The sequence below is a fragment of the Methylogaea oryzae genome, assembly GCF_019669985.1.
Lineage (GTDB): Bacteria > Pseudomonadota > Gammaproteobacteria > Methylococcales > Methylococcaceae > Methylogaea > Methylogaea oryzae.
Genome location: NZ_AP019782.1, coordinates 3,566,210 through 3,591,619, shown reverse-complemented (window position 1 = coordinate 3,591,619; position 25,410 = coordinate 3,566,210). Strand labels below are relative to the sequence as shown.

The following is a 25,410-nucleotide window of genomic DNA, read 5'->3' as shown; positions in this document are numbered from 1 at the left end:
TCAGTCCCTCAGCTTCGCACCGAAATCGCGTTCCAGCTTTGCCAACACGTTGCCGATGGCCGCTTCCACTTTGGCGTCCGTCAAGGTGTCGCGGCTGTCTTGCAAGACCAAGGCCAGCGCCAAGCTCTTGCGGCCCGATTCTACCCCCGGCCCGCAATACACGTCAAAGACCCGCACGTCCTGGATCAGCTCGTCGGCAAGCGACAACACGGCGTCCTGAACCCGGCCGGCTTCCAGGGCCGCATCCACCACCAGGGCCAGGTCGCGGCGCACCGATGGGAAGCGCGACAGGGGGCGGAAGGCGGGCAGGCGCTTGATTTGCGTCTCCGCGAGTTCCAGTTCGAACAGGAATACGCTGGTGGTGAATTCGAAAGCTTTTTCCAGGTGCGGGTGCAACATGCCCAGCCAGCCGATGCGACGGCCTGCCGCATCGACGATGGCGGCGCTCTGGCCGGGGTGCAGGGCCGGATGCTCGGCGGCCTGGAAGCGGAAGCCGCCGCCTAGGCCGGTGAGGGCGAGCAACGCTTCCACGTCGGCTTTCACGTCGAAGAAGTCCACTGCACGGGCTTTTTCGGCCCACTGCTGCGGCCATACCGGTCCCAGGGCCAGTCCGGCCAAGCCGGGCTCCTGGCGGATATCGGCCAAGTCGCCCTGGAATCGCAGTCCCGATTCGAACAAGCGGATGCGGTTTTCCTGGCGGGCGTGGTTGTGTTGCGCCGCTTGCAGCAAACCGGCCCACAGGGTGGTGCGCATCATCGCCATGTCGGCGGAAATGGGATTTTTCAGGGCGATGGGCGTTTCGTTGGGCGCCAGCGCCGCCTGCATGGCGGGGTCGACGAAGCTGTAGGTGATGGCTTCCTGGTAGCCCCGATCCACCAGCAGATCCTTCATGCGGTCGAGCGGCAAGCGGCCTTCCGGCGCGTCCAGCAAGGCGCTGCCCATGACTGGAACGCGGCGCGGCAGTCGGTCGTAGCCGTAGACGCGGCCGATTTCCTCGATCAAATCGGCCTCGATGGCCACGTCGAAACGGAAGCTGGGCGGCGTCACGCGCCAGCCGCCGTCGTTTTCGGCCACATCCATGCGCAAGCGGTTCAGCAGGTCGGTGACCTGGGCTTTTTCCAGGGACAGGCCCAGTATTTTACGGAGCCGATCTTCCCGCAGGACGATGGGCGAACGCGTCGGCACGTGTTCGGCGCTGGTCCGCTCGGTGATCGGCCCGGCGCTGCCGCCGGCCATGGACAGGATCAATGCGGTGGCGCGCTCGATGGCGCGATGTTGCATGGCGGGATCCACGCCGCGCTCGAAGCGGTGGGAGGAGTCGGTGTGCAGGCCGTAGCGGCGCGCTTCGCCCATCATGGCGGCGGGAGCGAAATAGGCGCATTCCAGAAACAGGTCGACGGTGGCGTCGCCGACGGCCGAGTCCTTGCCGCCCATGATGCCGGCCAGGGCCAGCGGACGCTGTTCGTCGGCGATCACCAGGGTGCGTTCGTCCAGCTTGACGGTTAGGTCGTTGAGCAGCAGCAGTTCTTCGTCGTTGCGGGCCTTGCGCACCTGGACGCCGCCTTGCACCTTGGCGGCGTCGAAGGCGTGCAGGGGCTGGCCCATTTCCAGCAACACGTAGTTGGTCACGTCCACCGCCGGCCCCAGGCTACGCAAGCCGGCGCGGCGCAGGCGTTCCGCCAGCCACAGCGGCGTGGCCGCTTTGGGATCGATGCCCTTGATGAGGCGGCCCAGGTAGCGAGGGCATTCGGCCGGGGCGGAGACGGCGACATTCCAGGTTTCGCCATGGCCGACGGCGGCGTCGTTCACTTCCAGGCCGGGCCAGGCGATGCCGTTGAGGGCTGCCACTTCCCGTGCCACGCCTTCCATGCTGAGGCAGTCGGCGCGGTTGGGGGTGAGATCCACTTCGATGATTCGGTCGTCCAAATTGAGGTAGGCGCGGATGTCCTGGCCCACCGGAGCGTCCTGGGGCAGGTCCATGACGCCTTCCGCCTCTTCCGCCATGCCCAGCTCTTTTTCCGAGCACAACATGCCGAAGGAAGGAACGCCGCGCAGCTTGGACGGTTTGATCTTGATGCCGCCGGGCAGCTTGGCGCCGTCCAGGGCCACCGGTACGCGCATGCCGACGTAGACGTTTTGCGCCCCGGTGACGATTTGCAGCGGCGCGTCCTGGCCCACCGCGATTTGGCAGATGCGCAGACGGTCGGCGTCCGGGTGCGGGTCCAGGGACTCGATGGCGCCCACGACGACGTTGCTGAAGTCGCCCGCCACCGATTCCACGGCGTCGACCTCCAGGCCGGCCATGGTCAATTGGCGCACCAAGCCGTCCGTATCCAGCGACGGATTAACCAGTTCTCTCAACCAAACTTCACTGACACGCATATCCGCACCCCAGCGCCAGGCTCTCGCCTTACGCGAATTGTTCCAGGAATTTCAGATTGTTCTCGAAGAACAACCGCAAGTCGTTGATGCCGTAGCGCAGCATGGCCAAGCGATCCACGCCCATGCCGAAGGCGAAGCCGCTATAGCGCTCGTGATCGATGCCGACGTGTTCGAACACGCGCGGATGGATCATGCCGCAGCCGCCCACCTCCAGCCAGCCGGTGTGCTTGCACACGCGGCAGCCGCCGCCGCCGCACATGACGCACTGGATGTCCATTTCCGCCGAAGGCTCGGTGAACGGGAAGTAGGAAGGGCGGAAGCGCACGTCGATGTCTTTTTCGAAAAAGCGCCGCAGAAAGTCGTAGAGCACGCCTTTCAGGTCGGCGAAGCTGACGTCTTCGTCCACCCAGAAACCTTCCAATTGGTGGAACATGGGGGTATGGGTGAGATCCGAATCGCAGCGGTAGACGCGGCCGGGGGCGATGACTTTCAGCGGCGGCTGGCCGTTTTCCATCATGCGGATCTGCACCGACGACGTGTGGGTGCGCAGCAGCAAATGCTCGTCCACGTAGAAAGTGTCGTGCATGGCCCGCGCCGGGTGATGGGCGGGAATATTGAGGGCTTCGAAGTTGTGGTAGTCGTCTTCGATTTCCGGGCCTTCGGCGATTTCGAAACCGACGCTGCCGAACAGCTGGCCGATGCGGCGCAAGGTGAGGGTGACCGGATGCAGGCCGCCGACTTGCTGGCCGCGGCCGGGCAGGGTCACGTCCACCGTTTCGTTGGCCAGGCGCTGGGCGAACTGGGCTTGTTCCAGCGCGTCGCGGCGAGCGTCCAGGGCCTCCTGGAAGCGGTCCTTGGCGGCATTGATGACCTGACCGGCGGCGGGGCGCTGGTCCGGCGGCAACGCGCCCAGGGTTTTCATCTGTTCGGTGAACAGGCCTTTTTTGCCCAAATAACGTGCCTTGACCTGGTCCAACAGAACCAAGGTCTCCGCCGCCGCCGCTTCGCGCAGCGCTTCGTTCAACAGTTCGTCAAGGGAAGCCATTGCCGCCTTTTCCCCGCTCCAAAAAGTTCAGTAGCCGAAAACGACGCGGGGAAGCCGCTTGCGCGACTTCCCCGCTGTGCCGTTTCGCCGTTTATCAACCGGCCGCGATACGGGCCAGTTCCGCGAAACCGTCCTTGTCGAATACGGCCATGTCGGCCAGTACCTTGCGGTCGATTTCGATGGAGGCTTTCTTCAAGCCGTCCATGAAGCGGCTGTAAGACAGGCCGCATTCCCGTGCCGCCGCGTTGATGCGGACGATCCACAGGGCGCGGAACTGACGCTTCTTCTGGCGGCGATCGCGATAAGCGTATTGGCCGGCCTTGATCACCGCCTGCTTGGCAACGCGATATACGCGGCTGCGGGCGCCATAGTAACCTTTGGCCTGCTTCAGCACTTTTTTGTGCCGGGCGCGGGCGGTTACACCACGTTTTACTCTAGCCATTAAGCTTTTCCTCTATCCAGCAATCAACTGTACGGCAGCATCTGGGCGACGCGGGCCACATCGGACTCATGCACCATGTCCGGACCGCGCAGCTGGCGCTTTCTCTTGGTGCTCTTCTTGGTCAGGATGTGGCGCTTGAAAGCGTGTTTGCACTTAAACCCACCCGACCCCGTGCGCTTGAAGCGCTTGGCCGCGCCCCGATTCGATTTCAACTTCGGCATTTCCGCGATCTCCAGTAATTACTTGCCAATCTTTTTCTTGGGCGCCAGCGTCATGATCATCTGCTTGCCCTCCAACTTGGGCAGCTGTTCCACGATCGCCAATTCCTGCAATTCGTTTTCCACACGCTTCAACAATTCCAGCCCCAAATCCTTATGCGACACTTCGCGACCACGGAAGCGCACAGTGACTTTCGCCTTGTCGCCTTCGTTGAGGAAGCGGGTCAGGGCGCGCATCTTGACTTGGTAATCGCCTTCGCCGGTGCCAGGACGGAATTTGATTTCCTTGACCTGGATTTGTTTTTGCTTCTTCTTGGCGGCGTGCTGTTTTTTGCTGAGCTCGAAGCGAAACTTGCCGTAATCCATGATGCGGCAGACCGGCGGATCGGCTGTCGGAGAAATCTCCACCAGATCCAACTCGGCCTCTTCGGCCATGCGCAACGCTTCGGCTGTGGAAACGATGCCTACCTGTTCCCCGTCGGCGCCTATCAGGCGGACGGAAGGTATGTTGATGGCGTCGTTCAGCCGCGGTTCTTTACTAGTAGTGATACGATCATCCTCCGCAACGGCCGGCTCATGGGAGCCAACTATCGGTGTTAATTCTTCGCTTCGATCTCCCGCGCCAGGCGCGCAGCGAATTCCGACACCGGGAAACTGCCCAGGTCGGTGCCTTGTTGGGAACGCACTGCCACGGTGCCGTTTTCCATTTCCCGATCACCGACGACCAGCAAATAAGGAACCCGCTGCATGGAATGCTCGCGGATTTTAAAGCCGATCTTCTCATTTCTCAAGTCCGTTTTGACGCGAAATCCTTGTTTTTCAAGGATTCCCGCCACTTGGGACACGTATTCCGACTGGCGGTCCGTGATATTGGCCACCACCGCCTGGATCGGAGCGAGCCATGTCGGCAGGCTGCCGGCATGGTGTTCGATGAGGATGCCGATGAAGCGCTCGAAGGAGCCGACGATGGCGCGGTGCAGCATCACCGGCGTGCGGCGCGAGCTGTCTTCCGCCACGTATTCGGCGCCGAGGCGGCCGGGCATCATGAAATCCACTTGGATGGTGCCGCACTGCCAGACGCGGCCGATGGCGTCGCGCAGCGAGCATTCGATCTTCGGGCCGTAGAAGGCGCCTTCGCCCGGTTGCAGCTGGTATTCGATATCCTGGGACGCCAATGCCGCCGCCAGGGCGCTTTCCGCTTTGTCCCAAACCTCGTCCGAACCCAAGCGCTTTTCCGGGCGGGTGGACAGCTTGTAGAGAATGTCGGTGAAGCCGAAGTCGACGTATACCTTGCGCAGCAGCTCGATAAAGGCCGCCACCTCGCCCTGCACTTGCTCTTCCGTGCAGAAAATATGGCCGTCGTCCTGGGTGAAGCTGCGCACCCGCATGATGCCGTGCAGCGCGCCGGACGGCTCGTTGCGGTGGCAGGAACCGAATTCGCCGAAGCGGATGGGCAGTTCCCGGTAGCTGTGCAGATGCTGCTTGAATACCTGGATGTGGCCGGGGCAGTTCATGGGCTTGACCGCGTATTCCCGGTTTTCCGAGGCGGTGAAGAACATGTTGTCGTGGAAATTGTCCCAGTGGCCGGAAGCCTTCCACAGGCTCACGTCCAAAATCTGCGGGCAGCGGATCTCCTGGTAGCCGTTCTGCCGGTAGACGCCGCGCATGTGTTGCTCCACCACCTGCCATACCGTCCAGCCCTTGGGGTGCCAGAACACCATGCCGGGGGCTTCTTCCTGGGTGTGGAACAGGTCTTGGACTTTGCCGATCTTGCGGTGGTCGCGGCGTTCGGCCTCTTCCAGGCGGTGCAGGTAGGCGTCCAGGTCTTTTTTGTCGGCCCAGGCGGTACCGTAAATGCGCTGCAGCATTTCGTTGCGCGAGTCGCCGCGCCAATAGGCGCCGGCCACTTTCATCAGCTTGAACGTCTTCAGCTTGCCGGTGTCCGGCACGTGCGGGCCGCGGCACAGGTCGGTGAACTCGCCCTGGCTGTAGAGCGACACGTCCTCGCCGGCGGGAATGGCGCCGATGATCTCCGCCTTGTATTTCTCGCCCAGCCCGAGGAAATAGGCCGCGGCCTCATCGCGCGGCAGCACTTTGCGCTGCACCGCCAGGGCTTGGCCGGCCAGTTCCTGCATCTTCTTCTCGATGGCCGCCAGGTCTTCCGGCGTGAACGGCCGCTCGAAGGAAAAGTCGTAGTAGAAGCCGTCCTCGATCACCGGGCCGATGGTCACCTGGGCCGATGGGAACAGGCTTTTCACCGCCTGCGCCAGCAAATGGGCGGTGGAGTGGCGGATGATTTCCAGCCCGTCGGCGTCCTTGGCCGTCACGATGGCCAGCACTGCGTCCCGCTCGATCAGGGTGGAGGTGTCCACCAGCTTGCCGTCTATCCGGCCGGCCAGCGCCGCTCGCGCCAAGCCCGCGCCGATAGACTCGGCCACCTGCATGACCGTGACCGCTTGGTCGAATTGGCGTTGTGATCCGTCGGGAAGGGTTACGACCGGCATAGTTTTAATCCTGCGAGCTTGAACGTTTACCGCTTCGCATGCCGTAAGGCGGAAAAAACAAAGCATCGCTTATGCGATGCTTTGGGATGTTTGGTAGGCGCGATCGGACTCGAACCAACGACCCCCACCATGTCAAGGTGGTGCTCTAACCAACTGAGCTACGCGCCTGTAAGGCCGGCAATTATATGGCAGTTAACTTCCTGTCGTAAAGCGCTGTTTTCGAAAATATCGCCGTCATCCGATTTGAAGCCGCGGCGGGGCGTCGTTGGCAAGGGGGGAACGCGCCCGGATTAATGATTTACGATGCGCAAAACCTCCGGATCGTTGAGCATGTCCTCCAGCAGCGTTAAGAAGCTGCGGGCATCGGGCTCCACGTTGGCCGTGTAGATGCGGGTGACTGCTTGCAGCGTCTGCGGCCGGAATACCTCAGACTGCGTCAGGTGGAAGGTGTCCATGTTCCAATCCGCCAACTCCCGTTGCGTGATGGGCGCATTGAGCAAGTAGCTGAGGTGGGTATGGCGCGGGTCGGCTTCGATCTTGCGCAGCAGCGCGGACAGGGTTCCCGCTTCGCCCTCCAACACTTGCATGAAGCGGTTGTTGAGGAAAAACAGCACGCCGCTGATGCCGTTTTCGCGGTTGAAACGCTTGGCGACGCGGCGGATGTCGGCCAAATCCGCACCAATGTTTTCCGGTTTTCCGGTGTATTCGCTGATGTAGGCGATCAGACGGAGGGGCATGGCGGCATGGTCTTTCACGTCGGTGGCCAAGCGGGAGTCTAGCGGTTCAACAAGTCTTCCGCGACAAGATACAGCAAGCGCGGGGAGATGGGGGAGTCGGCGAGGCTCATATGGTAGGCGTAACGTTTTGGGGTTGGATCTTCTGTCGTCAGTCCACAAGCTCGCGCCTGCATGCGTAGCTGCCAAAAGGGGATTGTGTGCGCCTACGGCGCGGTTTTTTGAATGCGGGGTCTCGTCCCCGCGGACGAGGTACTTTTCTTTACGAAAACCATCCCTGGTTTTCGCCCTTTGGGCCAGCGTTCCGCTGTTCAAATTCGCTCCAGGCGAATTTGTGCTTGTCCAAAGACCATTTCGTCCGGAACGAAATGGGACGTGCGAAGCACGCCCTCCGGGTGTTGCCCATGGATGGGCAGCATCAAAAGTACCCAAAAGAAACGACACCCCAGCGACGCGCCGCTGCGCGGTCCCCTGCGCTCCTCGCTTGGGCCGGGAGTTGGCCGACAGGCTATCCCTGGCCTGACGCCCAACCCGCCGCTTCCTGCGGCGGCCCTTCGGGTTGTTCCCGCCCCAAGCTCCGGTGCTCGGCGCGTCGCAGGGGATTTTCCGCTCCCGGCTCCCCGTCGCTCTATCCATGATAACCACTCGGGTGGGTTGGGGTGAGTCCGTGAATCCCCAATGATTTGGTGTTGGGCTTCCTGTCGTCGGCCCAATCTACTGCACTGGATTGTTAGCCTTTGAGCGCATTTGCGATTACCCATGCTGCGGCAATTACAACAACCATTTGTGCCAGAACGAGCCAGCCCTCTACTTGTGCCATCCACGCGTTAAGGCGTCCTCCAAATGCGATGTCGCCAGCAAGAATCCTGCGATTTGACCAACGAACCAGGGGGCGCATAGGCCAAAGAGTGGACCGCTCGATTTCATTTAGGACGACGTTCACGTCAAATGTGGTGGTGACTGGAATGGATTCGACTTCCTTGGCCGTTGCAACGCTTCCAGCGATGATGGCACCCAGATACCGCTGTAGAACGTTGAGCATTACGGCGAAAAGAAACAGCTTAGTTGAAACGCCAATAGCGGTCGGAGATATGTATGGGGCAACTTTGTCGACGTTCGCTATGAGCAACCCGATTGCTGCACCAAACCCAGCAACCATCCAGCTAGAAAATGCGGAATGCTCAGTGTTTATGGTTGCTGCCATCACAGCCAATACCTTTCCGGCATAAATGCCCTCGTAGAGTTTGGGCGGAGTACTGGAGTCAGTCATATGGTTGCTCCAAGAAGGCGAGCAGCTATTTAAAGAGAATGTTGTTTACAGTGCTATATGGACGCTGTTTAGCATATGTTATGCCGGAACGGTGTCCTAGAAGGTGGATACACGATCCGTTCGTCTTCCCCTTTTGCCGCGCCGAGCACCGGAGTTTGGGGCGGGAATAACCCGAAGGGCCGCCGCATGGAGGCGGCGGGTTGGGCGTCAGGCCAGGGATGGCCTGTCGGCCAACTCCCGGCCCAAGCTTCGGCGCGCAGGGAGAAGCGGCAATCGGGCGGCGTTTTCTTTGGTTACTTTCTTTTGGCCGCACAAAAGAAAGTAACCCGCCCGTGGGTGCGGCTGACCCACATTCAAATAAACTGCCGCGCAGCGGCACCGATTCCATTCCCACGCAGAGCGTGGGAATGATAAAGCCATGTGCCTCTCACACCCCTCACCCTACCCTCTCCCTGGGGGAGAGGGAATAAACCGCCACCGTGCAGCGGCAGACCCTACCCCTTCCGAATCAACAAATCCTCCATCACCAAATAGGGCAAATCCGAGCCGAAGAACATGTTCAAGGCGTCGGTGGGGCTGCACACCATGGGTTCGCCGCGGCGATTGAGGGAGGTGTTGAGCACCACGGCGTTGCCGGTGTGTTTTTCCAGCTCTTCGATCAAGGCGTAATAACGCGGGTTGGTTTCCTTCGTGACGATTTGCGCCCTCGCCGTGCCGTCCTTGTGGACGACTTCGGGAATGCGGCTCTTCCAGCTTTCCGCCACGTCGAAGGTGAAGGTCATGTAGGGGCTGGGGTGGTCGGTCTGGAGGATTTCCGGCGCGACTCGGTCCAGCATGGACGGGCAGAACGGCCGCCAGCGTTCGCGGTATTTGATCTGGGCGTTGATGAGGTCGGCCACTCCGCGCGAGGCGGGATTGCCGAGGATGCTGCGGCAGCCCAAGGCTCTAGGCCCGAACTCCATGCGGCCCTGGAACCAGGCCACCGGATTGCCTTCGGCCAGCAGCTTGGCGGCTTCCGCCGGGGCGTTCTCCAGCACTTCCCATTGGGGCTTTGCCGGATGCTGCCGGCAGGCCTCTATGCACTGTTCGGTGGTGTAACGCGGGCCGAGGTACACGTGTTCCATGGGGGCGACTTTCTCGCCGGCCTGCACGGCGGCGTAGCTGGCGGCGCCGATGGCGGTGCCGGCATCGGAAGCTGCCGGCTGCACGAACAGTTCCTTCACGCCGGGCAGGGCGATGATGCGCTGGTTGAGCTTGACGTTGAGCGCCACGCCGCCGGCGAAGCAGATTTTGCCGGTTTCGCGGATGATGTCGCCCAGGTAGTGGTCGATGAGCTTGAGCGCGGCGTCTTCCAGCAGGGCCTGGATGGAAGCCGCGTAGTCGATGTAGGGATCGTCGATTTCGTCGCCCTCGCGCATGGGGCCGAGCCAGTCGATCAGTGCCGGGCTGAAGTAGTAGCCCTTGCCGTCCTTCTTGTAGCGGCGCAGGCCGATGCAGTTGACCAGCTGGGTGTTGACGCGCAAATCCTTGCCATCGCATTCCAGCAGGCGCGACAGGTCGAAGCGCTTGGGATCGCCGTAGGGCGCCATGCCCATGACCTTGAATTCGCCATCCAGCATTTCGAAGCCCAGGTATTCGGTGAGGGCGCCGTAGAGGCCGCCGAGGGAATCCGGGTCGTAGAACTCCTTGATCTTGTGGATGCGGCCGTTTTCGCCGTAACCGAAGAAGGTGGTGGCGTATTCGCCCTTGCCGTCGATGCCGAGGATGGCGCAACGCCCTTCGAAGCCGGACAGGTGGTAGGCGCTGCTGGCGTGGGCCAAATGGTGCTCTACCGGCACGAACTTGACGCGCTTGGCGCCGATGCCCAGATCGTCCAGCATGGCCATGACGTTGCGGTGGTTGCGCCAGTAGCGGCGGTTGCCGTTGAACAGGGCGGTGAAGGCGCGGTCCGGCGCATACCAGTGGCGGGCCGCGTAGTGCCAGCGCGCCGGGCTGTTCCACAGGCCGATTTCGGCGTAGGGGAAGGCGACGATGTCCACCTGCTCGGGCTTGATGCCGGCGAACTCCAGGCAGAACTTGGTGGCTTCGACGGGCAGCTTGCCTTTGGCGTGCTTGTCGCGCAGGAAGCGCTCTTCCTCGGCGGCGGCGACCAGCTTGCCGTCCACGAACAAAGCGGCGGAAGCGTCGTGGCTGACGGCGCCGGACAGTCCCAAAACGATCATTGGCTAGTCTTCCCGAAAATCAAATCGGGCTATTGTACCGGCGGGACCAGCGGGGGAGAAATCGCGACGCGCGGCGCGCGTCGCGGAGCCGAAGCCCATGGCGGGCTCCGGCTCGGTTGGGTCGGTGTTGATTCCTTGTCGGCCACCGCGTTCGGAGGGGCGAAAATCCCCATCAAAAACGGATTTCGTGGCTCCATTCGTGGGCGGGTTGGCAATGGGCCGCCCAGCAGCGGTCGACGAGGTCGTGGGGATCCACGCCATCGGGCAATACCGCGCCGTGGTCGGTGCCTTCCAGCACCGCGTCCAGCACATGCAAGCCCAGCGGCTTGAATTCTTTCGCCATGCCCTGCGCCAAGGCGCGCAAGCCGGACTTGGCGATGGCGAACGGGCTGAAGGGCGGCCGTACCGGCGGTTCGGCCGCGGCGCCGGCGAACAGCACGGTGCCGCGCCGATCCGGCAGCATCATTTTGGCCGCTTCGCGCCCCAGGAGGAACGCGCCGTAAACGTTGCGGCGCCACAGTTGCTCCAGCAATTCGCCGGGCGCGTCGAGTAGGGCCGGGTCCACCAAAGCGCTGGTGGTGTAAGCGGCGATTTCCAACGAGCCGGTCGCCGCTGCCCGTTGCAGCAGCTGCGCCACGGCGTCTTCCGAGCTGGCGTTCACCGTCAAGGCGATGACGGTTCCGCCGCTGCGCCGGATGTCTTCCGCCACCCCTTGCAGGATGCCGGCATCGGACGCCGCCAGGTACACGTGCATGCCTTCGGCGGCGAAACGCCGCGCCAAAGCCGAACCGACGGCGCAATCCGGCTCCGCCGCCAGCACTACCGCCGTTTTGGGGGGCTTGCTAGCCACTACTCTCCCTCCTTATCTGTCTATCGATGGAGCGCCTGTTAGAGCGCCCGGCCCGCCTGCATGGCGTCCGCCACTTCCACCAGTTTGCCGGTTTTTACGTCGTAGTAGAAGCCGTAAATGGGAATGTTTTTCGGTACCAGTGCATGGCGGCGAATGCGCTGCACGTCTTCCACGACGCTCAATTCCAGGTTTTTGAAGGTCAGCCAGTTGATGTACTTGCCTTCGTCGCAGCCGGGGCCTTTGCCGGTGTCGTGCCAGCCGCTGGCGTCGATGCTGGCGGTTTCCAGGCTCTTGCTCAGCAAGTCGGACATGATGGCGTTGTCGAACAGCTGCATGCCGCAATCGCTGTGGTGGATGACGAACCATTCGCGGGTGCCGAGCAATTTGTAGGAAATCACCAGGGAACGAATGGCGTCGTCGCTGGCGCGGCCGCCGGCGTTGCGGATGACGTGGGTGTCGCCTTCGGACAGGCCGGCATATTTGGCGGGATCCAGGCGCGCGTCCATGCAGGTCAGAATGGCGAATTGCCGCGCCGGCGGCAGGGCCAGGCTGCCTTTGTTGCCGAAACCGGCGACGTAGGCTTGGTTGGCGGCAAGAACTTCATCGAGAATTTTGCTCATGGTTAACGTGCTCCTACAAACGGTCATTGGATTGATGCGGGCGCTCTGCGGCGCTCGTCCTGCGGCTTGGCTCCCGGCGGTAAAGGGATCGCAAAGCCGGCTTCGCAAAGAGGCAAGATGGGTGCCACCCGTCGCGAGGGCGGCGAAACCCCGGTGGCGCGGCTGTCGCGGCGGCCGCTCGACCGGTTGCTGCGAAGCGCGGCTTCGCGCGATGGAAGTCTGGCTTCGCAACTGCGCTACAATCCCCGCAACGTTCCTCGAGTAGAGAGTAGCTCATGTCCACGCCTTTCAGCGGCATTACGCCCGTGTCGTTCTTGCAAACCTTCGTGCTGGAGTTGATGAACGTTCGCGAACAGGCGGGCCCGGCGGACGCCCAAGTCATCGAACGCATCGGCTGCGCCGCCGGAAAATTTTTCGAAGACAGCTTCCGCGAGGAGTTCGGCAAGCGGGATGCGTTGACGCCGGAGGAGTACGCCGACGCCATACTCGGCTTGAAAAACCACATCGGCGGCAATTTTTCCCTGGCCTCCAGCGCGCCGGGCTGCATTCGCGTGGTGAACACCGCCTGTCCGTTCGGCGACGGCGTCAAAAACGCCCCGGAACTGTGCCACATGACCTCCAGCGTGTTCGGCGGCATCGCCGCCCGCAATTTCGGTTACGCCAAGGTGGTGCTGGAGAAGCGTATCGCCTTGGACCAGGGCGGCTGCGAGGTCTGCGTCTATACCGACCGGGAATCGGCCAAGGACCGGCCCGGCGTGGAGTACCAGGCGGACCGGAAGAGCGATGCCCGCGCCATCGGCGAGCTGCAAGCGGACATCGAGGAACGCATGGGCCGCATCTGGCGCCAATACGGCACCCGCCAAGGCCGCCACGATGCCGGCGCCGGCCCCCTCATCGTCGCCCAGTCGCCGGCCATGCGCCAGGTGTTGCGGGCGGTGGAAACCGTCGCCCCGACGCCGGCCACCGTGCTGATCCAGGGGGAAACCGGCGTCGGCAAGGAGCTCATCGCCCGCGCCATCCACGCCCTGAGCGCACGCCACCTCAAGCCATTCGTCGCGGTCAATTGCGGCGCGATTCCGGAAGGCTTGCTGGAGAGCGCCTTGTTCGGCCACGAAAAAGGCGCGTTCACCGGCGCCGTGGAAGTGCACCAGGGCTATTTCGAACGGGCCGAGGGCGGCACTTTGTTCCTGGACGAAGCGGACAGCCTGTCGCCCGCCGCGCAGACCGGCCTGTTGCGGGTGATCCAGGAGGGCGAGCTGGAACGGGTCGGCGGACGCCGCGCCATCCACGTGGACACGCGCATCGTCGCCGCCACCAACACCGACTTGGAAATGGCGGTGCGGGAGGGCCGTTTCCGCAAGGATTTGTTCTACCGGCTCAACGTCGTGCGGCTGGCGATTCCGCCCTTGGCCGAGCGGCCGGAAGACCTGCCGCAGTTGGTGCAGACCATCCTCAAACGGCTGGCCCAGCGTTACGACCGGCCCACGGCGACGCTGAGCGGCAAGGTCATGGAGCAATTGCGCGGTTATTCCTGGCCGGGCAACGTGCGGGAGCTGGAAAACATCCTGGAACGGGCCGTGTTGTTCGCCGATGGCGGGATGGTGCACCACGTGGAGCTGGACAGCGCGGCGACGCCGCTGGCCGCCGAGAGCGGTAAGGCGGCGCGCCGGCAGGTGATGGCGCAGGCCGAGAGAACCTTGCTGGAACAGGCCTTGCGCCGCTTCCAAGGCAACGTGACGCAAGCGGCCGGCTGGCTGGAGCTTACGCCCCGCGCGGTTTATCTCAAGCTCAAGGAGTACGGGCTGGACGCTTCCCGCTACCGCGCTTAAGGGAAAGTCCTTTCAGCACGCGCCGGAGGTCGCTTAGCGCCGTTGATCGGGCCGGCGCCTCCCGGTGTCGCGGCAAGCGCCGGCTTGATCGGCGCTTCCTAAAGCGGCTTCAGCCAATGGTTCAACAGGCGGGCCAAGTCCTCGCCGCGTATCGGCTTGGCGAGATGATCGTCCATGCCGGCCTCCAGGCATTCGCTCACTTCCTCCAGCAAGGCGTGGGCGGTCATGGCGATGACCGGCAAGCCCGGCCAGCGGCCGTCGGCGCGAATGCGGCGGCTGGCCTCCAGGCCGTCCATCACCGGCATTTGCACGTCCATCAGCACCAGGTCGTAGGGGCGCGCCGCCAACGCTCGCAGCGCTTCTTCGCCGTCGCGGGCGATGTCCGTTTCCACGCCGATCCGGGCCAGCATTTTGACGGCCAGCAGCAGATTGATCTCGTTGTCTTCCACCAGCAATACGCGGCGGCCGCGCAGCGCGTCCTCCTTTTCTTTGGGCATGGGGACGGCCGCGGGCGGATGACGCTCGGGACTGGTGTCCGTGTCTACCCGCACGGTGAAGGTGAAGCGACTGCCGCCGCCGGGGCGGCTGTGGACATCGATTTCGCCGCCCATCAGGCCGACCAGCTGTTGGCTGATCGCCAGCCCCAGCCCGGTCCCGCCGTACCTGCGGGTGGGAGAGGCATCCACCTGGGAAAAGGGCTGAAACAACCGCCCCAGCTCGTCCGGCGGGATGCCGATGCCGGTATCCCGCACGGTGAAGCGCAGCAACGCCCGGTTGTGCGCGTCGTCGATGCGCTCCACGCGCAAGTCGACGCAGCCTTGCTCGGTGAATTTGACCGCGTTGCCGAGCAGGTTGACCAGCACCTGGTTGATGCGTTGGGCATCGCCGAAAAACTGGTTGCCCCGCGTGTCCGCGATTTCCACGGTCAACGCCAGCCCTTTCTCGGCGGCCTTGGGCATCACCAGCGCCGTGGCGCGGTCCACCAGTTCCCGCAGGTTGAAGAGCGCCGAATCGATACGCAGCTCGCCGGCTTCCACTTTGGAAAAATCCAGGATGTCGTTGATGACGACGAGCAGGTTTTCGGCGGCGGTGTGGATGTAGCCGAAATATTCGTGTCCTTCGGACGGTTCGGCCAGTTCCTGCCCCAGCGAGCTGAAACCCAGGATGGCGTTCATGGGCGTGCGGATTTCGTGGCTCATGTTGGCCAGGAACTGGCTTTTCACTCGGCTGGCTTGTTCCGCCGCTTCCTTCGCGGCCAGCATGTCCTCCTGCGCCTGTTTCAGGTCGCCGATATCGATGCCGGAGCCGATATAGCCGGCAAAATCGCCGTTGGCGTCGAAACGCGGCACGCCGCTGTCCAGCACCCAGCGGTATTCGCCGTCGCGGCGGCGCAGGCGGAAAGACTGGCTGAACTGTTCGCGCGCGCCGAAGGCCGCCTCGTACGTCGCCAGGCAGCGGGCCAGATCGTCCGGATGGATGCTTTCGGCCCAGCCTTGGCCCACCGCTTGGGCCAGGGTCAATCCGGTGAATTCGAGCAGGCTTTTGTTGGCGTAACTGCACTGGGCGTCGGCGTCGGCCACCCAGATCATCACGGGCGCCGCGTCCGCCATGGAGCGGAAGCGCGCTTCGCTCTCCCGCAGCGCCGCTTCGGTTTTGGCGCGCTCGACGATTTCCTGGCGGAGGCGATCGTTGTTGCCGGCCAGCTCGTCGGTGCGCATCCGCACCAGGGATTCCACGCGCAAAGTCCTGCTGGTCAGCAGCAGCAACACGCCGCCCAGCAGGCCGGTGAACAGCAGCCCTCCCGCCAGCACATACCAGGCGGCCCAGTTTTGGCCGAAGTCGGCCGCTTTGCCGGACATTTCAAGCCGCCAATGCCGGCCGCCTATGGACAAGATCCTGTGGCGGTATAACTTGGCCTTGCCGTCGAACGCCCCATCCACTTGCAGCGATCCGGCGACGTTCTGGTCGGCATCCGTCAAGCGCAGGGGCAACAGCAGGCGTTGCGGCGACGTGGGCGGCAGGATGGAGTCGAGCATATCGCCCAGGCGCAATACGCCGACGACGAACCCTTCCAGATGGGCTCGCCGCTGCTCCGTATCGGTCACTTCCGCCTTGGGGTTGTAGACCGGCAAGAACAGCAAAACGCCGGGCTGCTGGCGCGGTTTCTTTTCCTCGTCGGGCGAGGAGCGCGCCAGCACGCCGCTGTCCTGCACCAGCTCGATGGGCGCCGTCGCCACCATTTCCCCGCTGTCGCGGGCCTGCTCCAAAGCGGCCCGGCGGGTGGGTTCCGACGCGACGTCGTAACCCAGGGCCGAGCGGTTGGTCGCCAGTATCTCGATATAGGTCACCACCGTGTATTCGTCCCGCGCGCGCGCCGGCGATAATCGTCCCTCGGCGTCTTGCTCGCGCACGGTGAAGTCGGCCACGCCCTCGGCGCGCTGCGCCTCTTCGAACGCCCGGCGTTCCGATGCCGGCAGGCGGACGTTCCAGGACAAGGCTTGCAGCCCGGGTTCGCGGCTCAGTATCGGGTCGGTGAAACGCCGGAACTCCTCGCGTTCCACTTTGTTCGACGCGTCGAACAGGCTGCGCAAGGACCAGACCGCCGAGTTGTAGCGAACGATGCCCGCTTCCGCGTTGTTGAACATCAACTCCGTCGCTTGGGTGAATTCCCGCAGTTGATGTTGCTCTTCCGACTGGCGGGCGTAGGCGAACAGCGCCGTGGCCGTCGCGAAGCTCGCCAGCAGGGGCAGGGCCACCGTTTTGCGCCGCATCCGCCAAGAGGCGTGGGGCGCGCCGAAAAAGATCAGCATCAGGGGGGTGAAAATCAGGCCGCCGATGCTGTCGCCCACCCACCAAGTCGCCCAGTGGGTGGCGAAGTCCTCCCAGGACAGTTGCCCCGCCAGGGACAGCAGGTTGACGCTGAAGGTGGCGTTGACGCAGCTGCCCAGCGGGCCGGCCAAGGCCAGGAGCCACAGCACCTCCCGGTCTTCCAGCAGGGCGCTGGGATAACCCACCCAGCGGCGGATGGCGTATGCGGCCAATCCGGCTTGGCACGCGGCGCCCAAGCCGATGCCCGCCGGCGCCAGCAGCGAAACCAGCGGCGCGGAGGGGTCGAAAGCGGTGACGGCATTGGCCAGGAACGAACCCAGCCAGATTCCCGGCAGCAGACGGTTGCCCCAAACGAGCATCGCCCCCAGGGCGATGCCCGAAGGCGGCCAGACGGCGGAGGCATAACCGGGCGGCACCGCCAGCAACAGGCCGAAGCGGGCGAACAGCCAATAGGCGGCCGCGATGGCGGCGATGGAAATCAAGCGGCGGTGCATGCAAATAAATCGTCTGCGAAAAACCGTAACGACCGACCCGGCGGCCTAAAACGCTGCGCGAAAGTGTATTACCGATACGCCTTAGGGGCGAATTAACTTTGCGCGCGACGCCGTGTCCGCTTCCCGTCCCCGGCGGAGCCGGGGCCGTTATAATGGTCGCCTTCCCCTACGGACGGAAACCCAGCCCGTGACCAGCACGCCCGACCCGTTGTACCGCTATGCCGGCATCGCCACCCTGTTGGCCGGCTTGGGCATCGCGTTGTGGGGCTTGGGCGACATCCCCCTGCTGTCCCTCAACGAAGCGCGCCGCGCCGTGCCGATCCAGGAAATGCTGGCTTCCGGCGATTGGCTGTTGCCGCGCCTCAACGGCCAGCTGTACATCACCAAGCCGCCGCTGTTTTACTGGCTGGGCGCCGCCGTCGCGGCGCTGTCGGGCGGCGCCGGCGAATGGGCCGTGCGCTTGCCTTCCGCCCTGGCCGCCCTGGCTGTGTTATGGGGAGTGTACCGCGTGGCGCTCGATCTGTTCGGCCGTTGGCCGGCCCTGTTCGCGGTGCAGATATTGCTGGCCAACGCCGGTTTCGCCACGTTCGCCCGCCGCGCGGAAATCGAGATGCTGCTCACCGCCCTGTGCAGCCTGTCGCTGCTGGCGGCCCTGGGGTATGTGGCGCAAAACCGGAGCCGGCGCTGGCTGTGGCTGAGTTACGGTTTGCTGGGCTTGGCCTTGCTGACGAAAGGTCCGGTGGCGCTGTTGTTCGTCACCTTGCCGCTGCTGGGCTATGCGCTGTTCCGCCGCGACGCGCGCGCCTGGCAAGCGTTGCGCTGCGTCGAAGGTTGGGCGCTGCTGTTGGCGGTGGGAGCGTCCTGGTACGGCGCGGTGGTGGCCGATTTGGGATTGGACGCCTGGCTGGGGGTGATTCGCGGCGATATGCTGGGCAAAATGCAGGGCGGCGAAGGCGTCAGCGAACCTTTCTACTATTACCTGTTCTGGCTGCTGGGCGATTTCGCCCCCTTCGCCTGCCTGCTGTTCATCGGTCCGGCCAACAGGCTGCGCCACTGGTTGCGACAGCCGGCCACGGCCCTGTTGTTGTGCGCTTTCGTGCTGCCGTTGCTGATGTTTTCCCTGTTCGGCGACAAACACGCCAAATACCTGCTGCCGGCGTATCCTGCCCTGGCGTTGCTGCTGGGGCAGCAGTTGGGCGGGCTGACGGAAGGCGGCGCGCGGCGCTGGCTCAAGATCGGCGGCGTCCTGTTGCCCTTGGGCTGGTGCGCCTATTTCGCCGCGGGCGAAGCGCGGCTGTACGACTATCGTTATGCCGCCTTGCCGGAAATCGCCGAATTCCTGCGCGGCCACCCGGGGGTTCCGGTCTACGGCTATGGCGAGCTGGACATGCGCGTCGTTTATTATCGCGGCGGGCCGATCCCTTTCCTCGCGCCGACCGAGGCGGCGGCCAAGCTGGCCGAAGGCGCTCCGCTGTTGCTGCTGGCGGAACGGGAAAACATCGCGGCCGCCGCCCGGCTGCCGGGGGCGCGGCTGTTGCGGCAGTTCCAGCCTTATTTGAAGCGCGGCAAGAGCGCCGCCGTGTTCGGCGTCGCCGCCAAAGACCAGGCGGCCTTGGCAAGGTGAGGATTATTATTCCCCGATGGAACTCGGCGGCGCGGATGCGGCCTTAACGGCGTAGATTTAAAAAAACAATGACGATTAACAGTGGAGCTTTTATGGAACAGTTTCTGGCGGTTTTGAACGAAGTCGGCGCGATGGCATTGGCGGAACCGCTGAAGGCGGCCTTATTCGGCGGCGGAACCGTGCTCGTGCTGATGTTGTTGATGCTGCTCGGCCACTCGGGCGGCTTGCGGCGATTGCGCAAAGTCCTTGAGGCGGAAAGGAAGAATTTCGCAAAACTCACGGCAGCCGTGGACGGCGGCCAGCAAAAGCTGGAGGAGCTGCAAAACGCGTTGAGCCAGCACCAGGAGCGCGTCGCGCAACTGGAACAGGATAAGCACAGCCAAGCGCGCCGCATCGACGAATTGAGCGAAAAGCTCAGCGCCCAGCAAAACCTCTACAGCCAGCTGGAGCAAAGCCTGGGCAACGCCACGGCGTCCCTCGACGAACAGAGCTCCCGGCTCGACAACCAGCTAACGCAATGCCAGCTCCAGATCAACGCCTCCCTGCAGGCCAACGAGGTGCGCATTGCCGATCTGGGCCAGCAGATCGCACTGATCAAGCAGGGGCAGGCCGCGCTGCAGGAACAACTCCGCTCCCTGCCTTCGCAAAGAGCATCGGCCACGGTCGCCCCGGAACTGGAAGCGCAACTTAAACAAAGCAACGCCCAGGTGGAAAGCCTGCGCGCGCAATTGGCCGGCGTGGAGAGCCAGGTTTCGCAGTTGAACGCCAACGTCGGCGGCGGCGTCGAGGCCGACGTTTCCGCCCCGCCGGCCGCTGTCGCGGCGGAACCCGCCGCGCCTGAAATCGTCGAGACGCCCGCAGCCGCGCCCGTGCCCAGCCAAGCGGCGCCCGAAGCGGAGCCCGCCAAGGCCGCGGCGAAAAAAGGCATGTTCGGTTTGTTCGGCAAAAAGGCCGCCGCGCCCGAAGCCCCCGCCGTCAGCCAGGAAAAACCCGCCGCTCCCCCGGCGGCACCCGTCCCCCAGGCCATGCCCGAACCCGTCGTGAAAGCCGAAGCCGAGCCCGCGCCGGCTAAATCCGACGCCAAAAAAGGCGTGTTCGGCTTATTCGGCAAAAAGCCCGCCGCGCCGGAAGAGGCCCAAGCCAGCCAGGAAAAACCCGCGGTGCCTCAGGCGGCGCCGGCGCCTGCCGCTGAAGTTCCGGCCGCGCCCGAGCCGGCCAAGCCCGAGGCCAAGGGGTTGTTTGACATGTTCGGCAAAAAAGCCCCCGCCGAAAGCCCGGCTGCGCCCGCTCCGGCACCGCAGGCCGCTCCCGCGCCCGCCGAGGCCAAGGACGAAGCGGCCAAAAAAGACTTGTCCTCTTTGATGGCCGAAGATTTGAAAAAGGGTAAGGAGCAGCTGAAAGGGCTGTTCAGGTTCGGCGGTAAGAAATAGCCGGCTCCGTCTTGCAGCGCCTTCCAGGTTTTGAGCCCTGGAAGGTCTTCAAAGTCCAACCTGGAAAAATTCGGCCTCCGTTCCCGCGAGAGAGGAGGCCGGCGCGCCGGTTAAACGGCGGCGGGCGGGCGCGGACGGCTATGCGGGAAATGCGGCGGCGCGTTTTCCGCCGGCGCTTAGGGGATGGGCTGCAGATCCAGTCGGGCGCCTTTGGCTTGCCGGCGCCAGCGGCGCGTTGCGCCGTCCGGGCGGGCGAGCGCAAGGGTGTCGTCGAGGGTCGACAACCGGGCGCGGCTGAAATCGTCCGGCGTCAGCAACAGCGGCCCCCCGTGCTTGCCCGTCGGGCCCAGCAGTCTGTCGCGATCCAGCACCACCAAGCCGTCGCCGGTTTCCGCCCAGCGCGCCAGCGCCTGCCGCAGCAGCCAGCCGCTCAGCGGGTTTTGCGGCAGGTCGTGGGCTTCCAGCCAAAGCAGTTTCCACGGCACTAGCTGTTTTTGCAGCGCGTCGTTGGCCGCCAGCAAATCCGGCAGCAGGCGCTTGGCGCTGCAAGCGCCGTTCACCGCCACTTTCAGCACCGCCGCGTCGGCTCCGCTCCACACCTCCGACGACAGGCAGGCGGTTTGCCGTTGCGCCTGGGGCGACAGGCCTCGCGCCGGGGTGAAGTCGCCGCCGCCGTCGGCGGACAACAGGGGCTGCTGGCTGGCCGTTTCCCCCTGGCCGCTGCGCCACAGCCATTCCTCCCGGCCGCGGTTATGGTTGCGCAACCGGCCCAGGGGGGAGGCGTCGGCGCCCAGCACATAAGCCGCGCCTTCCGTTCGGGCGGAGGTTTTTTGCGCCGGCAGGCCGTAGTAGTAATAGAAACAGGCGTCGTCGAATCCCAGCGCCAAGCCGTTGCTGGCCGCCGTTTGGCGCAGGGCGTCGAAATAGCCGCCTTGCTCGAATTTGAAGCTGCGCAGCGGTTTGAATGCCGCTTCGTTGGCGCCGTAGCCGCCCACCGCCAAGGCGGCGGTCCACAGCAGCGCCGCCCGCAACGGCTGTTCTCCGACCCGGCGCGCGGCAAGCGCGGCGGCCAGGGCCAAGACGGCAAAAACGGGAGTCAGCCAAGACGCGCCGTAGCCGTAGGCCAGGACGGCGGCGGCTGCCGCCAGCAAGCCGCCCAGTCCCAGCCAGCTCCAAGCCAGCCAGCGCCATGCCCGGTTGACGCTGTCCCAGGCCAGATCGCCCAGCCACAGCGCCACCCAGGGCAGCAGCGGCAGCAGGTAATGGGCCTGCTTGGTCTTGAGGACGGTCAGCGCGGCGAAAGCGGCGGCGGCGTTGCCCAGCAGCATGGCTTCCGCCTTGTCGCCGCGCCGTTGCCAAGCGGCGTAAAGCGCCGCGGGCAGGAATAGCCCCAAGGGCAGGGTGCTTTCGAAGATTTGGCCGAAATAGAACCAAACCGGTTGGGGATGGGTGGCCTCGCGGGCGTCGAAGCGCATGGCCAGCTCGCTGCGGAATACCTGCAACGAGTGCGGGTCCAGCCACAGCACGGCGGCATACCAGGCGGCGGCGCCGAGCAGGAACAGCAGCAGCCCCAAGCCGTGCCAACGCGCCTGGTGCTTCAGCTCGCACCGCGCCAGCCATAAGTACGCGGGCCAGGTGAAGAACAGGAAAATCGGCCCTTTCACCATGAAGGCCACGGCGCTCAAGGCGTAGGCCCACAGCAACAGGCCGCGGCGCGGCCGGCGCAGGTTGCCGTACAGGCAGATCGTCACCGCCAGGCAGGCCAAGGCCAGCATACTTTCCGCATCGGCCAGGGTGGCGCGCTGCCAGAAGCCGGGCAGGCAGATCAGCATGAGGGCCGCCAGCCAGCCGGCGGCGGGCGGCTGGCCCAGCCGGGCGGCGCGGCGCCAAGCGAAGCCGCCCAGGGCCAGGGCCGCCGCCAAGGCCGACAAGACGCTGGGCAGGCGCGCCACGGTTTCGGTCACCGCGCCGCTGATGGCGGCCGTTGCCGCGATGGCCCAGTAGTACAGGGGCGGTTTTTCGAAGCGGGGCCGGCCGTTGACGGTGGGCACCAGGAAATCGCCGGAATCGAGCATTTCCCGCGCCACCACGGCGGTGCGGCATTCCGATTGGCGGACGAAGTCGATGTCGCCCAGTCCGGCCAGGGTGACGCCCACCGCCGCGACGGCCAAAAAGGCCAGCGCCAGAACGAGTTTGGGTAAACGGCCGGGTAACGTCACCGTGTCAGCCAGCGGTGGCGCGGGAGCGGGCCAAGGGCGAGCGGCTGGAGAACAGCAGCCACTTGAGGGTGATGCCCAAGGCGCCGAAGCTGAGGGCGGCGAAAGCCATGTAGCGGGCCGCTTGGGCGGCGTCGGCCTGGATCATCCCGGCGCCCAGCAGGGAGGCGGTGACGCCCATGGGCAGGTAGCCTAAAAAGCTGCCGATCCAGAAATCCCGGTGGTTGACCGGCGTCAGGCCCAACAGCAGGTTGTTGTAGAAAGCGGCCATGGGCAGCTGGCGGATCAGCAGCACCGCCAGCACCCCGCGTTGGTGCATCTGGCCGGTGAAGCCGCGCAAGCGCGGGAAATGGTCCAGCGACCAGTCGCGGCCGCTCCAGCGCACGAACAGGAAGGTGGCGTAGGAACCCAGCAGCGTCGCTAGGTGGCTCCAGGCCAGCCCCCAGACGAAGCCGAACGCCAGCCCGCCGAGGGAGCAGATCAGCATGCGCGGCACGCCCGCCGCCGCCAAGACCGCGCCCGCCAGCACATAGGCCAACGGTGCCCAATAACCCAGCGCCGCCAGCTGCGCCACGATCATCTGGCCCTGTTCCAGCCAGGATTTCAGCGGCGTCAGGTACACCAGCAGGCCGCAGCCCAGCAGCAGCGCCAGGGTGAGGCTTTTCATCAGGATGCGGCGGTAGGGGTGTTTGCCGTTGTCGGATGAGTCGTCCGTTGGCATGGCGGAATCGGTCATGGTTGCGTCGTGTTTCCGTGAAAAAGAACGGTGCGGGAGGACTGCGGCGATTGAAGCAGTCGCGGCTTAGCGGGCTATTATCCGCCGCCGGCGCTTGCCGGTAAATTCCTGGCGTTCCAGGATGCGTACAGCTTCTCGGCCCGATGCCGCACGTCGCGCCAAAAACCGGCCTCGTTTTTCAACACCTCCCGCAACGGCCCGTCCCGGTATATGCGCAGGAAACGCAGCAGGTCGCGCCGCGTCAGGCCGATGTCCATGGCGGAGAACCACAGCGCGCCCAGGTCCTTCACCAGCCAGCGGCGCGGCACGCGGCGGCGCATCTGCGCCCGGTGCAGGTCGATGACGGACAGCTTGGGCTTATCTTCCGTGCCGTGTGCATGCCAGAGAAAATGGCAGATGTAGAAATCCCGGTGGTTGACGCCGTGCTCGTGCATGGCTTTGGCCATTTCCGCCACGCGGCGGATGAGGGCGCGTTTGAATTTCACCTCGGGCGGCCGGCTCGGCCAATCCCGGCAAAGGTCTTCCAGGCTGACGGTGTCGGCCAGTTCGTCGGTGATGAGGAAGGACTGGCGCGCGGCGGGATTCCAGCCGCGGCTGCCGAAGCCGGCGGTTTTCATGGTGTCCACGCCCAGTTGTTCCAGGCGCCGGATGGCGCGGCGCTCGTTGTCCGCCCCCAGCACCGGCAGGCGGCCGGAAAACAGGTTCTTGAAGATTTCCTTCCAGCCCACGCCGGTGTGGATCTTGATGAAATAGCCCTTGCCGCCGGCCTCGAAGCGCAGGGTACGGCGTCCCGCCACGTCGCGGAAGCTCTGGCCTTGCCAGTCCAGCCATTGGTCGAAAGACACCGGCCGCCCGAGGGCTGCCGCCAGATAAGGTTCGATATGCAAATTCGGCACGGTGTGGCTTGTCGTTGGCGGGGGTAGGAGGCAATGCCTTTAAATTTCCGGCCCCCTCTCCCTTGCAGGGAGAGGGTAGATTGCAAAGGCCAAGGCTTGTTGATCCCCTCACCCTAGCCCTCTCAGGAAGCCTTAGCTATTCCGCTTCCGCGGCGGCTTTCCCTGGGGGAGAGGGGACCGAATCGTCGGCGCTATGGTAGCGACATTGGGGGTCTTTACAGCTTGACCTGCTCGCTGCTCGTCCACTGGCCGCCTTTCATGTCGTGCACTTCCGCCTTCAACTCGCCCGATTCGCGCGGCACGAAGTAGAAGCGGAAGTTGGGATCGGCGCTGATGGAGATGTCGGTTTCCGCGCTCAGCACCGGCTTGCCGTTGAAGCTGATCTTGATGCGGTCGATGTAGTGGGCCGGCTGCACCATGCGGCTGATCTGGTCCATCTGCATGCCGGTGATGTTGGGATGGCTGATGAGCAACTGCGCCAGGGTCGGCTGGCCCGGTGCCGGCTGGCCGTCCAGGCGGAATTTCATCTTGCCCAGGCGCGCCATGGCGGCTTCCGCGTCGGCGCCGATGGGGGCGGAGCAGCCGCCGCTGGCTTTGACGAACACCTTGTGCATGGTCAGTTTGCCGTCGTTGGTTTCGGCGATGGCGCGCACGTGGCTGTAGGCGTTGATGCGCAGGCGCATGGCCAGGTCCGCTTTGCCGCTGTCCGGCGTGAAGTGGAAGGTGCCGGCCACCGGCGCCGGGTTGGCGTCGATGATGAGGGTGATCGTCTTGATGTAGCGGTCGCCGCTTTGCGGGAACTTGGCGGTGATTTGCACCGGCACCAGGGACGGGTCCTCGGCGCGGTAGGGGGCGGTCAACTCCACCACGGCGTTGGATTCTTCGATGCTCTTGCCGGCGAAATACTTGGACTTGAGGGTGTTGTTCCAAAGGGTTTCGTCGCTGGGGTCGTTGCCGGCGAAGGCGGTGGCGGCGAACAAGCTCAGTAACAGTGCCAGAAAGGTTCGGCGTTGCATGGTATTGGGCTCCGTTGTGCGGGGGTTGCGAATCAGGCCGGTCGGTGGGATTG

At 64.3% G+C, this 25,410-nt stretch carries 19 protein-coding genes and 1 tRNA gene; 3 read left to right on the top strand and 17 right to left on the bottom strand.

Annotated elements, in window-relative coordinates:
- The 12 genes from pheT to K5607_RS15880 all read right to left on the bottom strand — a co-directional run bounded on the left by pheT (position 1) and on the right by K5607_RS15880 (position 12,287).
- Positions 1-2,382 (bottom strand): phenylalanine--tRNA ligase subunit beta, encoded by a 2,382-nt coding sequence (gene pheT, locus K5607_RS15935; protein WP_221047597.1) that lies wholly within the window; start codon positions 2,380-2,382, stop codon positions 1-3.
- 28 nt (positions 2,383-2,410) lie between these two features.
- A complete protein-coding gene (gene pheS / locus K5607_RS15930; protein WP_221047596.1) occupies positions 2,411-3,427 on the bottom strand; it encodes a phenylalanine--tRNA ligase subunit alpha in 1,017 nt (338 codons plus the stop codon).
- Between the two features lie 94 nt (positions 3,428-3,521).
- Positions 3,522-3,869: a 50S ribosomal protein L20 gene (gene rplT, locus K5607_RS15925; protein WP_221047595.1), complete on the bottom strand. Its 348-nt coding sequence runs from the start codon at positions 3,867-3,869 to the stop codon at positions 3,522-3,524.
- Between the two features lie 23 nt (positions 3,870-3,892).
- Positions 3,893-4,090, bottom strand: a complete 198-nt coding sequence (rpmI, locus tag K5607_RS15920; protein WP_054773460.1) for a 50S ribosomal protein L35 — start codon at positions 4,088-4,090, stop codon at positions 3,893-3,895.
- Between the two features lie 18 nt (positions 4,091-4,108).
- Positions 4,109-4,636 (bottom strand): translation initiation factor IF-3, encoded by a 528-nt coding sequence (gene infC, locus K5607_RS15915; RefSeq protein ID WP_082411486.1) that lies wholly within the window; start codon positions 4,634-4,636, stop codon positions 4,109-4,111.
- Between the two features lie 47 nt (positions 4,637-4,683).
- Positions 4,684-6,591: a threonine--tRNA ligase gene (gene thrS / locus K5607_RS15910; RefSeq protein WP_221047594.1), complete on the bottom strand. Its 1,908-nt coding sequence runs from the start codon at positions 6,589-6,591 to the stop codon at positions 4,684-4,686.
- Positions 6,592-6,682: 91 nt separating this feature from the next.
- Positions 6,683-6,759, bottom strand: a tRNA-Val gene (locus K5607_RS15905).
- 122 nt (positions 6,760-6,881) lie between these two features.
- Positions 6,882-7,328: a BLUF domain-containing protein gene (locus tag K5607_RS15900; protein WP_221047593.1), complete on the bottom strand. Its 447-nt coding sequence runs from the start codon at positions 7,326-7,328 to the stop codon at positions 6,882-6,884.
- A 727-nt stretch (positions 7,329-8,055) separates the two neighbouring features.
- Positions 8,056-8,595, bottom strand: coding sequence for a hypothetical protein (locus K5607_RS15895; protein WP_221047592.1), 540 nt, complete (start codon positions 8,593-8,595; stop codon positions 8,056-8,058).
- Positions 8,596-9,089: 494 nt separating this feature from the next.
- Complete coding sequence (locus tag K5607_RS15890; protein ID WP_221047591.1) at positions 9,090-10,817, bottom strand: carbamoyltransferase family protein; 1,728 nt, start codon at positions 10,815-10,817, stop codon at positions 9,090-9,092.
- 172 nt (positions 10,818-10,989) lie between these two features.
- Complete coding sequence (locus K5607_RS15885; protein ID WP_221047590.1) at positions 10,990-11,667, bottom strand: SDR family NAD(P)-dependent oxidoreductase; 678 nt, start codon at positions 11,665-11,667, stop codon at positions 10,990-10,992.
- Positions 11,668-11,705: 38 nt separating this feature from the next.
- Positions 11,706-12,287 carry a beta-class carbonic anhydrase gene (locus K5607_RS15880; protein ID WP_054775006.1) on the bottom strand — a complete coding sequence of 194 codons (582 nt, stop codon included), beginning with the start codon at positions 12,285-12,287 and terminating at the stop codon, positions 11,706-11,708.
- A 275-nt stretch (positions 12,288-12,562) separates the two neighbouring features.
- Here K5607_RS15880 and K5607_RS15875 point away from each other — a divergent pair, with 275 nt between their 5' ends.
- Positions 12,563-14,116, top strand: a complete 1,554-nt coding sequence (locus tag K5607_RS15875; RefSeq protein WP_221047589.1) for a sigma 54-interacting transcriptional regulator — start codon at positions 12,563-12,565, stop codon at positions 14,114-14,116.
- Positions 14,117-14,214: 98 nt separating this feature from the next.
- Here K5607_RS15875 and K5607_RS15870 read toward each other — a convergent pair whose 3' ends face one another.
- On the bottom strand, positions 14,215-17,439 hold the full coding sequence (locus K5607_RS15870; RefSeq protein ID WP_221047588.1) for a CHASE domain-containing protein: 3,225 nt from the start codon (positions 17,437-17,439) through the stop codon (positions 14,215-14,217).
- Positions 17,440-17,626: 187 nt separating this feature from the next.
- Between K5607_RS15870 and K5607_RS15865 the strand changes: the two genes are divergently transcribed.
- Both K5607_RS15865 and K5607_RS15860 read left to right on the top strand, forming a co-directional pair.
- Entirely contained in the window at positions 17,627-19,063 is a 1,437-nt protein-coding gene (locus K5607_RS15865; RefSeq protein WP_221047587.1) for an ArnT family glycosyltransferase, read from the top strand.
- Between the two features lie 92 nt (positions 19,064-19,155).
- The gene (locus tag K5607_RS15860; RefSeq protein ID WP_221047586.1) at positions 19,156-20,493 is read left to right on the top strand and encodes a hypothetical protein; all 1,338 of its coding nucleotides are present in this window, start codon (positions 19,156-19,158) and stop codon (positions 20,491-20,493) included.
- A 176-nt stretch (positions 20,494-20,669) separates the two neighbouring features.
- Here the strand turns inward: K5607_RS15860 and K5607_RS15855 are convergent, their stop codons facing one another.
- The 4 genes from K5607_RS15855 to K5607_RS15840 form a co-directional block, all read right to left on the bottom strand.
- On the bottom strand, positions 20,670-22,712 hold the full coding sequence (locus tag K5607_RS15855) for an ArnT family glycosyltransferase (RefSeq protein ID WP_221047585.1): 2,043 nt from the start codon (positions 22,710-22,712) through the stop codon (positions 20,670-20,672).
- A gap of 4 nt (positions 22,713-22,716) precedes the next feature.
- Positions 22,717-23,445, bottom strand: a complete 729-nt coding sequence (locus K5607_RS15850; protein ID WP_221047584.1) for a TVP38/TMEM64 family protein — start codon at positions 23,443-23,445, stop codon at positions 22,717-22,719.
- 77 nt (positions 23,446-23,522) lie between these two features.
- Positions 23,523-24,341, bottom strand: coding sequence for a lipopolysaccharide core heptose(I) kinase RfaP (rfaP, locus tag K5607_RS15845; RefSeq protein WP_221047583.1), 819 nt, complete (start codon positions 24,339-24,341; stop codon positions 23,523-23,525).
- Between the two features lie 215 nt (positions 24,342-24,556).
- The gene (locus tag K5607_RS15840) at positions 24,557-25,357 is read right to left on the bottom strand and encodes a quinoprotein dehydrogenase-associated SoxYZ-like carrier (protein WP_054773907.1); all 801 of its coding nucleotides are present in this window, start codon (positions 25,355-25,357) and stop codon (positions 24,557-24,559) included.
- Positions 25,358-25,410: the final 53 nt, after the last annotated feature.

Coding starts and splice junctions, on each gene's coding strand:
- pheT (WP_221047597.1), bottom strand. CDS start 2,382: ATGCGTGTCAGTGAAGTTTGGTTGAGAGAACTGGTTAATCCGTCGCTG.
- pheS (WP_221047596.1), bottom strand. CDS start 3,427: ATGGCTTCCCTTGACGAACTGTTGAACGAAGCGCTGCGCGAAGCGGCG.
- rplT (WP_221047595.1), bottom strand. CDS start 3,869: ATGGCTAGAGTAAAACGTGGTGTAACCGCCCGCGCCCGGCACAAAAAA.
- rpmI (WP_054773460.1), bottom strand. CDS start 4,090: ATGCCGAAGTTGAAATCGAATCGGGGCGCGGCCAAGCGCTTCAAGCGC.
- thrS (WP_221047594.1), bottom strand. CDS start 6,591: ATGCCGGTCGTAACCCTTCCCGACGGATCACAACGCCAATTCGACCAA.
- K5607_RS15900 (WP_221047593.1), bottom strand. CDS start 7,328: ATGCCCCTCCGTCTGATCGCCTACATCAGCGAATACACCGGAAAACCG.
- K5607_RS15895 (WP_221047592.1), bottom strand. CDS start 8,595: ATGACTGACTCCAGTACTCCGCCCAAACTCTACGAGGGCATTTATGCC.
- K5607_RS15890 (WP_221047591.1), bottom strand. CDS start 10,817: ATGATCGTTTTGGGACTGTCCGGCGCCGTCAGCCACGACGCTTCCGCC.
- K5607_RS15880 (WP_054775006.1), bottom strand. CDS start 12,287: ATGAGCAAAATTCTCGATGAAGTTCTTGCCGCCAACCAAGCCTACGTC.
- K5607_RS15875 (WP_221047589.1), top strand. CDS start 12,563: ATGTCCACGCCTTTCAGCGGCATTACGCCCGTGTCGTTCTTGCAAACC.
- K5607_RS15870 (WP_221047588.1), bottom strand. CDS start 17,439: ATGCACCGCCGCTTGATTTCCATCGCCGCCATCGCGGCCGCCTATTGG.
- K5607_RS15860 (WP_221047586.1), top strand. CDS start 19,156: ATGGAACAGTTTCTGGCGGTTTTGAACGAAGTCGGCGCGATGGCATTG.
- K5607_RS15850 (WP_221047584.1), bottom strand. CDS start 23,445: ATGACCGATTCCGCCATGCCAACGGACGACTCATCCGACAACGGCAAA.
- K5607_RS15840 (WP_054773907.1), bottom strand. CDS start 25,357: ATGCAACGCCGAACCTTTCTGGCACTGTTACTGAGCTTGTTCGCCGCC.